This window comes from Bradyrhizobium sp. NAS80.1, assembly GCF_001908205.1.
Taxonomy (GTDB): domain Bacteria; phylum Pseudomonadota; class Alphaproteobacteria; order Rhizobiales; family Xanthobacteraceae; genus Bradyrhizobium.
Genome location: NZ_LGHL01000043.1, coordinates 14,401 through 29,925, shown reverse-complemented (window position 1 = coordinate 29,925; position 15,525 = coordinate 14,401). Strand labels below are relative to the sequence as shown.

The 15,525-nt window shown below is 65.3% G+C and carries 14 protein-coding genes; all 14 read right to left on the bottom strand.

The window, feature by feature from the left end:
- Positions 1-139: 139 nt before the first annotated feature.
- Entirely contained in the window at positions 140-1,507 is a 1,368-nt protein-coding gene (locus AC629_RS10695) for an IS1182 family transposase (protein ID WP_084804740.1), read from the bottom strand.
- Positions 1,508-1,756: 249 nt separating this feature from the next.
- Positions 1,757-2,383, bottom strand: coding sequence for an FMN-dependent NADH-azoreductase (locus AC629_RS10690; RefSeq protein WP_084804765.1), 627 nt, complete (start codon positions 2,381-2,383; stop codon positions 1,757-1,759).
- 3 nt (positions 2,384-2,386) lie between these two features.
- Positions 2,387-3,961: an isochorismatase family protein gene (locus AC629_RS10685; RefSeq protein ID WP_084804739.1), complete on the bottom strand. Its 1,575-nt coding sequence runs from the start codon at positions 3,959-3,961 to the stop codon at positions 2,387-2,389.
- A gap of 21 nt (positions 3,962-3,982) precedes the next feature.
- A complete protein-coding gene (locus AC629_RS10680; protein WP_084804738.1) occupies positions 3,983-4,831 on the bottom strand; it encodes an N-acyl homoserine lactonase family protein in 849 nt (282 codons plus the stop codon).
- A gap of 31 nt (positions 4,832-4,862) precedes the next feature.
- Positions 4,863-5,747, bottom strand: coding sequence for an amidohydrolase family protein (locus AC629_RS10675; protein ID WP_084804737.1), 885 nt, complete (start codon positions 5,745-5,747; stop codon positions 4,863-4,865).
- Positions 5,744-6,865: a vWA domain-containing protein gene (locus AC629_RS10670; RefSeq protein WP_084804736.1), complete on the bottom strand. Its 1,122-nt coding sequence runs from the start codon at positions 6,863-6,865 to the stop codon at positions 5,744-5,746. Before AC629_RS10670 ends, AC629_RS10675 begins: the two co-directional genes overlap by 4 nt.
- Entirely contained in the window at positions 6,862-7,743 is an 882-nt protein-coding gene (locus AC629_RS10665; protein ID WP_084804735.1) for an AAA family ATPase, read from the bottom strand. The genes AC629_RS10670 and AC629_RS10665 overlap by 4 nt, the downstream gene beginning before the upstream one ends.
- Positions 7,744-7,755: 12 nt before the next feature.
- On the bottom strand, positions 7,756-8,778 hold the full coding sequence (locus tag AC629_RS10660; RefSeq protein ID WP_084804734.1) for a xanthine dehydrogenase family protein molybdopterin-binding subunit: 1,023 nt from the start codon (positions 8,776-8,778) through the stop codon (positions 7,756-7,758).
- A complete protein-coding gene (locus tag AC629_RS10655; RefSeq protein ID WP_084804733.1) occupies positions 8,779-10,371 on the bottom strand; it encodes a xanthine dehydrogenase family protein molybdopterin-binding subunit in 1,593 nt (530 codons plus the stop codon). It abuts the gene before it with no gap.
- Between the two features lie 11 nt (positions 10,372-10,382).
- The gene (locus AC629_RS10650; protein WP_084804732.1) at positions 10,383-10,859 is read right to left on the bottom strand and encodes a (2Fe-2S)-binding protein; all 477 of its coding nucleotides are present in this window, start codon (positions 10,857-10,859) and stop codon (positions 10,383-10,385) included.
- A 17-nt stretch (positions 10,860-10,876) separates the two neighbouring features.
- Entirely contained in the window at positions 10,877-11,695 is an 819-nt protein-coding gene (locus AC629_RS10645; RefSeq protein ID WP_084804731.1) for an FAD binding domain-containing protein, read from the bottom strand.
- 3 nt (positions 11,696-11,698) lie between these two features.
- Positions 11,699-12,142 carry an SRPBCC family protein gene (locus tag AC629_RS10640; protein ID WP_084804730.1) on the bottom strand — a complete coding sequence of 148 codons (444 nt, stop codon included), beginning with the start codon at positions 12,140-12,142 and terminating at the stop codon, positions 11,699-11,701.
- 5 nt (positions 12,143-12,147) lie between these two features.
- A complete protein-coding gene (locus tag AC629_RS10635; RefSeq protein WP_084804729.1) occupies positions 12,148-12,585 on the bottom strand; it encodes an SRPBCC family protein in 438 nt (145 codons plus the stop codon).
- A 10-nt stretch (positions 12,586-12,595) separates the two neighbouring features.
- Positions 12,596-15,502, bottom strand: a complete 2,907-nt coding sequence (locus AC629_RS10630; RefSeq protein WP_084804728.1) for a flotillin family protein — start codon at positions 15,500-15,502, stop codon at positions 12,596-12,598.
- Positions 15,503-15,525: the final 23 nt, after the last annotated feature.

Below are 15,525 nucleotides of genomic sequence, written 5' to 3'. Positions count from 1 at the left end.
GCCGAAGCAAACTCGCCGACCAATGTCCGCTTTGCGCCCGATTTTGTTGCAAAAGTCGGTTGTTAGCGATGGATCGTTCGGCCATCTCGCCAAGGACGACCGGCTTTGGTTCGCCGACCCTGGCGCTCTCTACGCAACTCTACGCGGTGTACACCGCGTGTGCCGGTGGCGGCCGCGCGACCAGGCTCGCGAGCCGCCGTAGGTTCTGAGCGATGGCGGCCAGAACAAACTCATCCTGGGCGCCTCGTGGGCCACGCAGTCGCAGTCGGCCGAGCCTCAGGATGCGCTTCAGGTGTGCGAACCGCATCTCAATCTTCTTTCGCTCACGTCGCGACTGCTCAAAGGCCTCGGTGCCAGCAAACGAGCGTGCAACGTCTCGGGCGCGCTCGTGGACGTCGCGCGGGATCTTGCGTGAGGGCTCCTTTGGGCAGCACTGCGGTTTGAGCGGGCAAACATCGCAGTCGAGCTTGCTTGCGCGGTACAGAAGCGTCTTGCCCTCGTGTGCTGTGCCGCTCGTCCCGAGCCGCTTTCCGCCTGGGCAGTGGTAGACGTCGCCGGTCGGATCATATCGAAAGTCGTTGCGCGAGAAGGTGCCATCCTCGCGCTTTGACTTGTCGATGACCGGAATGTGTGGCGCGATGTCCTTCTCGACCAGCCAGTTCAGCATCGGAGCCGATCCATAGGCGGTATCGGCCGCGAGCCGCTCCGGCTTGAGGCCAAAACGTTCCTCTGTTCGTTCGATCATTGTCTTTGCGGTACCGACTTCGGCTTGCCGAATGGCACGAGACGCCTCGACGTCCAAGATGACGCCGAACTTCATGTCGATGAGATAGTTGTCAGAGCAGGCGAAGAATGCCGGCCCTTTGTGTGCGCCGGTCCACTGGGCCGCGGGATCGGATGGCGAGACGAACTTCGGCACAACCTCCGTAGCGGCACCCCATGCCGTGTCTTCGAGAGTCGCCAGATACTCCTTCACGGCGCGGCTGGACCTCGCCGGATCGCGATCCCTGCGCCAATCCTGACCCGCGATCGAGCGCCGCTTGTTGGCGTCGGCCGCAATCAGGCTCGCATCAACTGCAAAGCCTTCACCACCAACCAGACCGGCCGCAATACACGCCTCGACGACCCGCTCAAACACATGGCGAAAAACATCTCCCTCGCGGAAACGCTCGTTGCGGGCACGCGAGAACGCTGAATGGTCGGGAATAGCAGCTTCGATGCCAAGCCTGCAGAACCAGCGATAGGCGAGGTTCACCTGTACTTCGCGGCAGATCAATCGCTCCGAGCGGATCGCAAAGACATACCCCACCACCAGCATCCGGATCATCAGTTCAGGGTCGATCGACGGGCGACCCATGGACGCATAATGGGACGCAAGCTCGCCACGAAGCCACGACAGATCGAGAGCGGCATCGATCTTCCGCACCAAATGATCTTCGGGGACCGCAGCGCCAAGACGAAACTCGTAGAACAGCTGACCTTGGTCACTCTTCAGACGGCCCATCATGGATCGACCTCGCCGAGAATCGCGTCAACACAACGGAATCATCGTTCGAGGCCTCACTCAACCGACTTTTGCAACAAAATCCGCCCACTTCCGGACTCATGCGCCGCAGCAAATGGTTCATTATTCGATCACGTGAAGGCAAACAAGGATCGTCAAGTGATCTCGCTCGTCGTCGGTCGACGTGACGGCGCACCAGCCATACCAAGCAATGAAGATCCAGGTGCGCTTTCCGCCACCTTCGCGCACAGCTCAGAACTGCTTCGCCATCTCGGCGAGGCGGCGGTGCGCAGTCTCGCGGGCGGCGCGGATCGGCTCGGCTGGACCCGCCGTCGGTCCGATCGGAACGAATCTGACATCCCTGACGCCGATGAAGCGGAGCGCCTCACGCAAATAGGGCGTCGCCATGTCGATGCGGCCGCGGTTCATGCCGGTGGCAAAGTCGCTGCCCGAGGCGAGGATGACGACGGTCGGCCGGTCCTTCAGCAGCGGAAGATAGCCCTGCGCCGGATCGAAGCGGAACGTCAGCCCGGGTTGGATGACCAGGTCGAACCACTGCTTTAGCTTGTATGGGATGCCGAAATTCCACATCGGCGACGAGATCAGCACGCGATTGGCCAGTGAAAAGCGCAGCGCCATCCGCTCGGCCTCAGCAAAGCTGTCGCGCTGCGCGTCGTTGAAGGCTTGCGCTTTCATGCGCGCATATTTGGCCTCGACGATGGGGCCGACGAATTCCGGCATCCGCTCGCGCCAGAGATCCACCACGTCGACGTCCCAATCCGGCCGGGCCTGGCGAAACGCGTCAAGGAAGACGCGGGCGCCGGCACTCGATTCGGAATCTGCGCGGGGCGAACAGGACAAATGCAGAAGCTTTGCCACCATTCATCCCAGCGCTCTGATGACCGCGTCTGCCCGCGTGACGACGGCGACGTTCTGCATGGCAAAATTGATCGAGGCAGAGTGCCAGTCGGCGTTCATGGTCGAGCAGCAGTCCTCCGGCACGATCATGAAATAGCCCTTGTCGGCACCGGTGCGCGCGGTGTGCTCGACCGACATGTTGGTCCAGGCGCCGGTGTTGATGATCATGTCGCGGCCGGTGGCCTTGAGGATGGTTTCCAGCCGCGTGCCTTCCCAGGCGCTCATGCGCATCTTCTCGACGACGAAATCGCCGGGCCACGGCTCGAGGCCGGAGACCGGGGCGGCGCCCCAGCTGCCGCGCACCATCGCCTTGCTGTCGACCAGACCTTCGAACAGCGGCGCGTTCAGCGTTACGCCGGGCGCGCCCGGCTCGACCACGAACCAGACGTGGATGATGGCGACGCCGCGGGCTCGCGCAGTCTCCGCAAGGCGCCGGACATTCTCGACGACATGCTGCTGCTTCGCGTGACCTGGCGCACCGGACTCAGCGAATGCACCGCCGTCCATGATGACGTCGTTCTGAAGATCCTGGATGATCATGGCACAGCGCTGGGGATCGAGCCGCATCTCGCCGTCGGTGAGGGTCGGTGCTGTTGCCGCGGGGCCGGCGCTTGCGGCACCTCCGCCACGCCTGCCGCTCATATAGGGCTCGTGGCGGGGCCCGGCCTTGGTCGGGATGGCGTAGACCGAATGCGTCGAGGTCAAATAGAGCGTGCGGAAATCCGGCCCGCCCCAGGCGAGGTTCGCGACGAGCTCGGGCACGCGAACTTTTCCGAGCAGCTCGCCGCGCGGCGAGTAGACCCAGACGCCACCGGGCGCGGTGACCCAGACATTGCCGTGCTGGTCGCACTTCATGCCGTCGGGCAAGCCCGGCTCGAGCTCGGAGCGAATGCCGCTTGCGAAAACGCGCGCGCTCGACAGCGTGCCGTCGGCACTGACGTCGAAGACGCGGATCAGCGCCTGCACCGTGTCGTTGACGTAGAGCAGCCGCTCGTCGGGCGAGAAGCACAGCCCGTTCGGCTGATCGAACAGATTGCGGTCGACCACGAGCTGAGGCTCGCCGCCGGGCACGACGCGATAGACGCCCTGGAAACCGAGCTGGCGCGGCCGTTCGACGCCGTAGACCGGCATGCGGCCATACCAGGGATCCGAGAAATAGATCGCCCCTGAGGAGTGCACGCAGACGTCGTTGGGGCTGTTGAGCTCCTGGCCCCCAAAGTGCGAGGCCAGAACCTCGCGCCGCCCGTCCGGCCGTTCGCGGATCAGCGATGAGGTCGCGTGCTCGCAAACGATCAGGTTGAGCTCGGCGTCATAAGTCATGCCGTTGCATTTGTTCGAGGGACGCTTGACCTCGGCGACGCCGCGCCGCGCGTCCCAGCGCCGGCGCACGTCGCCGGGCATGTCCGAGAACAGAAGGTAATGATCGACCGGATGCCAGATCGGTCCTTCCGTGAAATCAAAACCTGTGCCGACCTGCGCGACTGGCGCGTAAGGATCGATCAGGGTCTCGAATTCGGAGCGCAAGGTGACGTGCGTCATCGGTCGATCCCCAAGATCATCTCAGGCCGGAAACCAGTTGCGCGCGGGCAGGGACTGCACGATTGGACCAGGGACCTGATCATGCAACCGACCGACAACATTGCCGCCTTCTATTTTGGCGGGGCGGTCGTGCACCGGCAGCAGATAGCGCGAATTGCTGAGCAGCTTCTTGATCGAGGCCTTCTCGGCGCGTTTGGAGGTGCCGTGATTGCCGGTGGTGCGAGGTTCCCAGTCGTGGATCTCGTTGAAGGGCGTGACGATCTGGTCATTGAAATCGTAGATCACGTCGCCGCAGATGGTCGCGATGCCGTCGGCGGTCTCGACGATGATGTTCATCGACCCTTCGGTGTGGGCGTTGGCGGCATCGCAATAGACTCCGGGCATCAACTCGATCGGGCCCGTAATCTCGAGGTCAAGGAAGCGCAGCGCGCTCTTGGTGTGCAGGCGATCGATCAGGTGCTTGATGTCCGGCGCCGGATATTGCGGGTGCATCAGGCCTGAAACGGAGTATTCGAGCTCCTTGCGGTTGACGACCACCGTCGTGTTCATCGGGAACAGATCGTCCTTGCCGGCGTGGTCGATATGCAGATGGGTGTGGCAGACGAAGCGGACGTCGCCCATGCGCACGCCGTGGCGGGCGAGCTGGTTCTCGATCATGTTCTCGTGGTACTGCAACCCGCGCATGCCCAGCGTTTCCATGATCTGGTTGGAGCGGTAGCCGGTATCGACCACGACCGGATATTTGCCGCCGAGGATCAAAAAGCCGAGCGTGAGGACGCGGCGGGTGCGGCCGCAGTCGCGGCCGAGAACCAGAAAGCTCGATTCCAGCTCGATATCGCCGTAGTCCAGGATCTTGATCTCCAGCGCCATTCGTTTCCCTCCCTGTCTTGTTTCTTGTCTGTCAAAGCCGATAGACGCGTCTTGCGGTGCCCCCGAAGATCGCGTCCCGTTGCTCTGCACTCATCGGCGCGGTCGCCGTGCGAAACGCGTCGACGAGCTCGCGATAGCTGGTCCACAACTTCTCGATCGGGAAATTGGAGCCGAATAGACAGCGCTCGGCCCCGAAGATCGCGACAGTGTCAGTGACCACAGCGGCGATATGCGCGAGGTCGTTGCGGTGAATAAAAGTACCAAGCCCGGACAGCTTTGAGACCACGTTCGGACAGGCCGCGAGGCGGGCCATCGCGGCCCGCCAGGCCGCGCGTCCCGCAGCCGAGAGATCTTCGAGCATGCCGGCATGCTGAAGGATCAAGGTCACCTTGGGACAGGATTCGGCGAGCTGCGCTGCATCCGGCATTTGCGGCGTGAATACCTGGAGATCAAAGCTCCAGCCATAGTCGGCAAGGCGCGCAATGTTGCGGCGGACCATAGGATCGATGCAGAGGTCGGGTCGGGCCGCAAAGCGGTAGAGCGGATTCTCATGCCAGTGCAGCTGCATCCGCACGCCGCGCACCAGCGGATAGCGCTTGAGGCGGTCGAGCTGAGGGCGCACGTCCTCCACGGCAAAATTGGCGTAACCGACGATTGCGTGCGGCCAGCCGTGCTCATCGGCAGTGTTCTGCACCCAGGCTGCCTCGTCCTCGAAACGGTCGTTGGCCCAGTTGGTTTGGACATAGACCGAGCGAGTGACGCCGGTGCCCTTGAGGTCGTCGAGATACTCCTGGATGGGATAATCGCGCCGGATCGGCTCGTAGGGTCCAAAGATGCGGGGCTGCATGGGGCCGATCAGCCAGGGCAGGTCAGCCTGCCGCCAGATATGATGATGCCCGTCGACAATCTCGGTCACGCAACTCTCCTCCGTCCCAGCGCCAGTACATGCGCGACGATCGACGCGCTCGATCCGCCATCGACGAGGTCGTCGACATACCGTGCGATCGCAATGAGGGCTTCGGTCTGCGGACGGAAACCCGGTCCTGTCGCGAGCGGCGTCAACCAGCTCAAGCGCCAGGCCCGCCGCGACAGTTTTGCCGCCGCGTCGCGCAATGCATCGGGTTCGCCGCGCTCCAGCCCATCCGAGACCACGACCACGGCCGCTCCGCGCGCATAGCCGCCAAAGCGGGGCACCGCGAGGAAGGCTTGCAGAGCATCTCCGATGCGGGTGCCGCCGTCCCAGTCGCTAACGAGATGGGCGGCCGCGTTTAGCGCCTGCTCGCGACGCTTCAGCCGCAACGCGCGGGTGACACGGGTGAGCCGCGTGCCGAAGGTGAAGACTTCGACATTGGACGCGGCCTGCACCAGCGCATGGGCGAGCTTCATGTTCTCCTCGGTGCGGCTCTTCATCGAGCCGGAGACGTCGATCAGAAGCAGGAACTTTCGCGGGCGCTGGCGCCGCTTCATGTGGCCGAGCCGCAAGATCTCGCCGTCGTTGCGGACGCTGTCGCGCAAGGTGCGGCGAAGATCCGCGAAGGGCCCGCGACGGGTGCGCATGCGGCGATGGCCACGCCGTCTCGGCAGGCGCCTTGGCGCTTCGCGCGCCAGGCGGCGGAGCGCGTCGGTTGTGGAGAGCTGCGCGAAGCGGCGTTCGACCAGCGCTTCGGTACGCGTCGCAGTCAGGCCGGATTCGTTGGCCTGGTCCGAGAGCAGCGGCTCCTCGTCGCCGCGGCCCTCTTCCTGAAGCCGGACGGTCTCGTCGTCCTCACCGTCGCTGGTTTGCTCGATGGCCTCGCTGCCGCGGAAATGCAGATCGAACAGGCGGTCGAAGGTTGCGCGGCGCTCGGGGGGCGGGGCGAGGGTGGCCAGCGCCGCCTGCCTGATATCCCGGAGGTCACGCGGGCCGAGCAGCTCGATCGCGGTGAGGAACGCGGTGGTCTGCTCCGGCGCGACGGCAAAGCCGTTGGCGCGCAGCAATGCGACGAAGGAGACGAACACGCGGGCGGCGCGCGGAAGCTGCGGCTCGGTGCTCACGCGGTCGCCTCCGCGAGCATCGCGTCGAGCCGGGGCGAGATGAAGTGCAGGTCCTCCTCGTCTTTCAGCGCCACGCCGATCGAGCGCCTGAAGGCGTCAGGCCAGCGTGCGCCGCCCTTGTGCAGGAGCGTAGCGGCTTCGGCCCAGTCGACGGCTTCCGCGATGCCGGGCGCCTTGCTGAGCGGCTCGCGACGGAGCTTGCCAACCGCTGTGACGACCGCGCGTGCAGTCGCTTCGGCGACGCTGGAGGCCCGCAGCATCACGATCCGTGCTTCGCGATCTTCCGTGGGATAGTCGATCCAGTGATAGACGCAGCGGCGGCGCAAGGCCTCGTGCAGGTCGCGCGTCCGGTTCGACGTCAGCACGACGACGGGCCGCTCAGTGGCGCGCACCGTGCCGCGCTCGGGGATCGAGATCTGAAAGTCGGAGAGGAATTCGAGCAGGAAGGCCTCGAACTCCTGGTCGGCGCGGTCGATTTCGTCGATCAGCAGTACGGTCGAGTCCGGTGCGCGCAGCGCCGCCAGCATCGGCCGCTCGATCAAGAACGTCTCGCCATAGATATCGATGCTCTCGTCCCCGGCCTGGCGGATCGCGAGCATCTGGCGCGGATAGTTCCACTCATAGAGCGCAGCGGAGGCGTCGATGCCCTCGTAGCATTGCAGGCGGATCAGCCGGCGGCCGAGCACGGCGGCGATGGCCTTTGCAGCTTCCGTCTTGCCGACCCCCGGTGCGCCCTCCAGCAGCAGCGGCTTGCCGAGCGCGAGGCCGAGATAGGCAGCGGTCGCAAGGCCCTCGTCGGCGAGGTAATAGGCCGCGCGCAGCGCCTTCTCCAGCGCCTCCGGGCTGTCGATGCCGACGATGTTGTTGCGGACCGCCATGCACGAAGACCTCTATCGCCGCGGCTGTGGCCGCGCGCCGCCCTGGGCTTTGATCGCACGCAGCACTTTTTCCGGGGTAATTGGCAAATCGTCGATGCGCACGCCGACTGCGTTGAAGATCGCATTGGCCACGGCCGGCAGCACCGGGTTCGCGCACATCTCGCCGGGGCCCTTGGCGCCGAAGGGCCCGTCAGGGGCAGGGCGTTCCAGCACTGCGATGTCATGGGGACAGATGTCGCCCGGGCCGGGCATCAGATATTCGACGAAGTCGCGCGGGCCGTGAATGGGGTCGGGATAGTACGGCTCGGGTGTTTCATACAGCGCGTGGCTGACGCCCATCCAGGCCCCGCCAACGAGCTGCTGCTCGACCAGGCGCGGATTGAGCGCGCGGCCGAGCTCGTAGGCCGAGTCCATCCGCACCATCGCGACCTCGCCGGTCTCGTCATCGACATCGACCTCGGCGACGAGGCAGGCATGGGCGTAGCAGGTCGCGGGCGACATCTCGCCGGTCTCCGGGTCGACATCCGAGAGCGGCACCAGAAAGATGCCCCGGCCCGAGATCGTCTTGCCCTGCTTGAACTGCGCGGCGATCGCGACGTCCTTGGTCGAGATCGAGCGGTGCGGGGCGCCCTTGACGTGGATGTTGCCGCCCCCGTCGGTCTCGAGGTCGGCGGCGTTGACCTCCAGCTCCTCGGCGGCCGCCTCCATCATCACGCCGCGCGCCTCCCGGGCCGCCGCCATCACGGCGTTGCCGACACGATGGGTGCCACGCGAGGCGAACGAACCCATGCAGTGCGGGCCGGTGTCGGAGTCCGCAGTGTCGACATAGACGTCCTCGACCGGTACGCCCAGCGTCTCCGCGCAGATCTGCCGCGTGACCGACTTCATGCCCTGGCCGAGGTCGATCGACGACAGGGCTACCGTGAACTTGCCGCTCGGGTTGGAATGCACCAGCGCCTGGCTGGGGTCTCCGCCGAGATTCATGCCGATGGGATAGTTGATCGACGCGATGCCGCGTCCGCGATGCCGGGTCATCTAGCGCCTCCTGGTGCCGAAGACGGAGGAGAAACGGGTCGCGCCATGCGAAGGCGCGGGTGGCCGCGGCGAGGGCGGCGGAGGGGCCGGCGGTGGTGGCTCGCGCGGCGATTCGCGGGTGACGGTGGGCGGGAGCCGGTCATAGCTGGTGCGCTGCTGAGCCGGTGCCGCCGGCCGAGTGCGCGAATCCGTCGGTGTCGGAGGGATCACTGCACGGCTGCCGCCACCATCCTTGCGCGAGGATGCCCGCTTGAACTCGTCACGAATCGGCCATTTCGCCTTCTCGGCCGCGACCTGGACGCATTCGATCAGCGCCGTGTTCTTGGCCTCGCGCCGGTGCGCCTTCATGTCGCCGTCGCGATAGGCGTTCAGAATGCGGAACTCCATCGGGTCCATGCCCACGAGATGCGCCAGCTTGTCCATCTGGCACTCGATGGCAAAGTCCATCGCAGTGACACCGAAGCCGCGCATGGCGGTGGCCGGCGTGCGGTTGGTGAAGACGCAATAGACATCGCCATAGACGTTCGGGATGGTGTAGGGGCCCGGCAAATGCGCGGCACATTTCACGGCGGCGTAGCTGGACAGCCTTGTATAGGCGCCGCTGTCGAAATAGGCGCGGATCTTTCGCGCGACGACGCGGCCGTCGCGCATCACGCCGTCCTTGATGTAGATTCGCTCGGCGCCGCGCGGCGGGCCGTATTGCATCTCCTCCTCGCGCCCGAACACGTAGCGGACGGGACGCCCCGTCAGCATCGCGCCGAGGATTGCAAGCGGCTCGGTCAGCGTGTCGACCTTGCCGCCAAAGCCGCCACCGACCGTGCCGCCGATGAAGTGGAAGGTATTGGAGGGCACGTCCAAAATCTTTGCGCAGGTGTCGACCGAGAAGAACAGTGCCTGCGTCGAGGTGTAGACTACATAGCGGCCATTGGTGTCGGGCGCCGCTATCGCACCGTTGGTCTCGGTCGGCGCGTGCTCGATCGGCGACATCTGGTAGCGCTGTTCGAGTACGTGATCGGCCGTGGCCAGCGCCGCATCGGCATCGCCGAAACGCAGCTTCTGGTGGTCGTAAACCTCGTGATAGGTAAAGGTGTTCTTGGGGTAGGTCTCGTTGACCACGGGCGCGCCGGGCTTGAGCGCATCCTCGACGTCGAACACGGCCGGCAGCGGCTCGTAGTCGATCCTGACCTTTGCGACCGCCTCGAATGCTTCGCGCTCGCTGTCGGCGACGATGGCGACGATCGGCTCGCCCTTGTAGCGGACCTTGTCGACCGCCAGTGACGGCTCGTCGTCCTTGCCGAAATTGATCAGGCTGAGCAGCGTGTTGAGGTTGCGCGGCACGTCGGCACCGCGAATGATCCGTCGCACGCCGGCCGAGCGCTCGGCCTCCGTAGTGTCGATATGGCGCAGCCGTGCATGGGCCTGCGTCGAGCGCACGACTTTCAGGTGCAGCATGCCCTGAAGCTTGTGGTCATTGAAATAGCTCGATGTGCCCGTGACATGCCCGAGCATGTCCTGGCGCTGGGTGCCCTTGCCGATCTCCTTCAGATTGTCGTCGCGCTCGTCGGCAAAAATATCCTTGCGCAGTTCCAGCATGGTGGCGTCCCTCAGGCGCTGGCCCGGCCGCCTGCGACGGCCAGGATGGCATTGATGATCGGCTCATAGCCGGTGCAGCGGCAGATGTTGCCGGAGATCGCCTCAATGACCTCGTCGCGGCTGGGTGAGGGGTTGCGGTCGAGCAGAGCTTTTGCGGCCATCAGCATGCCCGGCGTGCAATAGCCGCACTGGGCGGCAAAATTGTCGGCGAAGGCGCGCTGGAGCGGGTGCAGGTTCGGGCCCTGCTTCATGCCGTCGAGCGTCTCGATGGAGCGGCCTGTGACCGTCTCGGCCAGCGTCAGGCAGGACAGGTGAAGCTCGCCATCGATCAGAACGCTGCAGGTGCCGCAGCCGCCCTGGCCGCAGCCGAATTTGGGCGTCATGTCGCCGATCAGCTCACGCAGCGCGACCAGGAGATTGGTACCACCGTCGACGAAGATCGCGACGTCGCGGCCGTTGTGACGAAATTGCAGGGGTATCTTGGACATGACGGTCTATTCCCGATCTATTCTTGCCCGGACAACAGACGGCGCAGATGCACGCCGACGATCTCGCGGCGATACCAGGCGCTGCCGAGCGCGTTGTCGTATGGTGACGTTCCTTCGGTCGCTGCGGATGCGGCAGCCGCGATGGTCGCAGCATCCAGCGAGCGGCCCTCGAGCGCGCGCTCGGCGGCGCGGGCACGGATCTGCGTCGGCGCCATCGAGCCCAGCGCGATGCGGGCGCCGGCAATCCGGTCACCGCTGATCGGCAGATGTGCCGCAAGCGTGATGACCGAGCCGCCCTTCGGCTTGATGCGCGCGATCTTGCGATAGCGGAACGCCTCCGTGCTCGTCGGCCGGGTGCAGGAGACTGACAGCACCAGTGTTCCGGTCTGCCGTTCACGTGCCTGCAAGAACTCCTCGATCGGGATGTCCCGCGAGCCGAAGCTGCCCTGCACGGCCACGGTGGCATCGAGGGCGAGCAGCGCGACGGTGAAATCACCATAAGGACTCTGGGCGAAGAGATTGCCGCCGACGGTGCCCATGTTGCGCACCGCAGGGCCGCCGATCGAGCGGGCAGGGGCGTGCAGGAAGCCGAGCTCACGTTCGGCGAGGACGCGCGCGAAGGTGACGCCGGCTCCGAGGGTAATGCGCGGCCCGGATGCGTCGATCCGGGTTAGCGCCTGGTCGCTGGCGCGGACCACGGTCGAGATCGAGACATCGCCCTCGTTCAGCGCCCGCATCACCAGCGTGCCGCCGCCGAGATAGCGCGCGCTGCGGTCCGAGGACAGCGCCCCAGCAGCCTCGCTGGCGCTTGCAAAGGTCTTTACCGTCACGGCCATGGCTTAAGCGGCCTCCTTTAGATGCCGGCGGATTGCGTCGAACCCGGCCTGATAGATATCTTCCGCGACCATGTGGGTAATGCGGTCCCGGTCCTCGGGCTTCGTCGTGAAGCGCGACTCCCAGTGCCAGAAGGTACGGTCGCCGTCGGTCACGGGCAGCAGGCGGACATGGGCGACGTAGTTGAACATCGGGATCGGGGTATCGAGGAGGCAATAGCTAAAGCTCTGTTCGAGGTCGGACAGCGCCAGCAATTGTTCGCGCAGCTCTGAGCCGTCCTTCAGCTTGAACCGCCTGATGCATCCGATCTTGTCCGAGGAATGCGCGCGCTCGATCGATGAAGTCGCAACCGCGGGATGCCAGCGGTCGTGCCCGTTGAAATCGCGCAGCATCGACCACGCCACATCGGTCGGCGCGTCCAGAATCGTGCTTTTTACGATGTGCGGCACGAGCGTCAGCCTCCGAAAACGCGCTTCAGCGCGTCAAAGCCGCCCTGGAACACGCCGCCGCCGATGTTGCTGACGAGCTCGGTCTCCCGCTCCGGCGCGCAGTCGAACTCGGCAGTCCATTCCACAAAGGTCTGGTCGCCGTCGGTAACCGGCGTGAGCCGCAAGGTCGCGACGTAGTTCTCGACGCCCATCGGGGATTCCAGGATCGAGTAGGTGCAGAACATGTCGTAATCGGAGAGGCCCAGGAGCTTCTCTCGGATGCGGTCGCCGTTGCGCAGGCGGAAGTCCCTGACACAGCCGATCTTGTCAGCGGGCTCGCCGCCCTCGATGCGGCTTTCGGCGATCGCGGGATGCCAGTTCGGCAGGCCATTGAAATCGCGCACCCGAGCCCAGACGCGGTCGTTGCGCGCATTGACGACGGTGGAGACGTAGACGCGGGGCATGGGTCAGACCTCAACTCTTCTTCCTCGGACCGCGTTCGGCCGATGGTTCACCGCCGCCCTCAGTCGCAGGCGGGGAGGCCGCCGGCTTGTCGCCGCCGCCGCCGCTCTTCCGCGCGGAATCCTTGATCCCCTGCATGTCGCGGGCCTCGCGGATCAAGCCCGGCATCTTTGCCAGGCTACCGCCCTCGACACCGATGTCCGACAGGATGGAGTCGATCAGCGGCGCCTGCACGCGGTAGCGCAGCGCCGAGTCGATCACCTCGTCGGTGGCGCTGCGGCCGCCATTGCCGCCAGGGCCATTGCCGTTGAGGCCGTCGACCTGGAGGATGCGGATGCCCTCGATCTTCTCCATGGGCTTGACGCTCTCGCGCACGATGCCCTCGATGCGGTCGAGCAACTTTCTGCGGAACAACGAGTAGCGTGCCTGGTCGGTGAGTACGTTCTCGGCCTCGTTGAGCATCCGCTGCGCTTCTGCCTCGACGGCGGCGCGGACACGCTCGGCCTCGGCGGCGATCCGCGTTTCCTCGGCCTGCTTCTCGGCGAGCAGCACCTCGACCGTTTTGCGGCGCTTTGCGATCTCGCTCTCGCGCGCGGTGACCACGCGTTCGGCGGCTTCGGTTGCTCGCATGCGAGCTTCTTCGGCAGCGGCCCGCGCCGCGGACTCTTCGAGCGACTTCTGATGGATGGCGATCGCCTTTTCCATCAAAACTGTCTCGACCTCCTTCTCACGGTTGACCTCGAGCTTGCGCAGCTCGCGCTCGCGGCCGATTCTGGCCTCGTCCAGGCCTCGGTCGGAGGCGATGCGCGCCCGTTCCACTTCCTCGCGGGAGGCGATCTCTGCCTCCTGCAGCGACTGGACGCGGGCGACTTCGAGCTGCTCGAGCGCGCGGCGGCGCTCGAGGCGGGCGGCTTCGAGTGCCTGCTCGCGCGAGACGTCCGTGGTCTCGACTTCCTTGCGTGCAACGATCTCGGCCTGCCGGACCTGGCGATCGGCATCGATCCGCTCGGACTTTTTTGCGGACAGCGCGATGACGCGGTCCTCGTCCGCGATCTCGATCGCCTTCTTCTGCTCGATGTTGAGCACCTCGCGCTTCTTGGAGGAATTGATCCGCTCGGCTTCGAGCGCGAGGTCGACGCTGATGCGCTGGCGCTCGATGGCGTCGCGCCGCTTGAGCTCGGCGGCCTCAAGGATTCCGGTGCGCTCGATTTCGAGCGAACGCGTGTCGCGCTCGGCCTGGATGCGTTCGGCGGCGACGGCCTTCTCCTGGGCAATGCGGGCTGCCTCGATCGCTTCGCGGGAAGCGATGTCGGCTTCCTCGACGGCGCGGTTGCGTGCGATCTCCAGCGAGCGGACGCGCTCTTCCTGGGCGATACGCGAGGCCTCTGTGGTCTCGCGCGCGGCGATCCCGGCGACCTCAAGCGTCCGATTGCGCTCGATCTCGAGCTGCCGCGTATTCTGCTCTGCGGCAATCCGCTCGGCAGCGAGCGTCCGCTCGCGGGCGATGCGGGCAGCCTCGACGGCGCGCTGTGCCTCGATCTCGGCTTCCTGGATGGTGCGGACCTGCTGGATTTCCAGCGCGCGGGTGCGCTCGTCGGAGGAGATACGCTCGACATTGACGATCATCGTCTGCGCGATGCGGGCCTTTTCGGTGGTCTCGCGGGCGGCAATCTCGGCCTCATCGACGGCGCGGGTGCGTTCGATCTCGCGGCGGCGCGTTTCCTCCTCATTGGCGATGCGGGCGTCGGTGACGACGCGGTCCTGCTGGATGCGAGCCTTCTCGATCGCCTCGCGAGCGGCGATCTCGGCTTCCTCGACGGTGCGCATCCGCTCGATCTCGCGCTGGCGGACCTCGCGCTCGGACGCAATCCGTGTGGTGTCGATCGAGCGCTGATTGGCGATCCGCGTCTTCTCGATCTCCTCGCGCGCCAGCAGCTCCTTTTCCTCGATGGTACGGGTGCGCTCGATCTCCTTCTGGCGTGTCTCGCGCTCGGAGGCGATACGGGCTTCCGCGATGGCCTGCTCATTGGCGATCCGGGAGCGCTCGATCGCTTCGCGCGCCGAGATCTGGGCCTGCTCGGCCTCGGTCTCGCGCAACGCACGTTCGCGGGCGACTTCCGTGCGCTGGAGCGCGCGACGCATCTCGATGTCGCGTTCCTGCTCCAGCCGCGCGGTCTCGCTCTCGCGCTCGATTTCGAGGGCCTGCCGCTCGGCTTCCAGGTTGCGGGTGCGGATCTTGATCATCGAGTCCTGTTCGATGTCGTTGCGCAGCTTGCGCCTGGCCTCGATGTCCTCCATCAGCCGGGTCAAACCTTCGGCGTCGAAGCGGTTCGAAGGGTTGAAGAATTCGAGGTCGGTCTGGTCGAGATCGGTGATCGCGACCGATTCGAGCTCGAGGCCGTTCTGGGCAAGCGCTTCGGCGGCATTGGTCTTGACGCGCGCGACATAATCGCCGCGCCGCTCGTGCATTTCCTCCATGGTCATTTCGGAAGCGACCGAACGGATCGCGGAAATGAACTTGCCGGCCAGCAGCGCGTGGAGCTGCTCCGGCTCCATGGTGCGGCGGCCAAGGGTAGCGGCGGCGATCGAGACGGCTTCGCGAGTCGGCTGAACGCGGACATAGAAGTCGGCTTCGATGTCGACGCGCATGCGGTCGCGGGTGATCACGGCGTCCTGCCGCGAGCGCACGATGCCCATCGGCAGCACGTTCATGTTAACGGGGGTGTAAGCATGGATGAAGGGCAGCACGAAGGCGCCGCCGTTGATCACCACGCGTTCGCCGAGGAAACCGGTTCGGACGAACGACACCTCCTTGGAGGAGCGGTGGTAGAGCCAATTGACGATGTAGACGCCAACCACGATCACGATGATCGCGACGATCAGCCAGAGGATGAGCTCGCCGACCAGGATCCCTGACATGTTTCCCTCCCTCAATCGTTCCG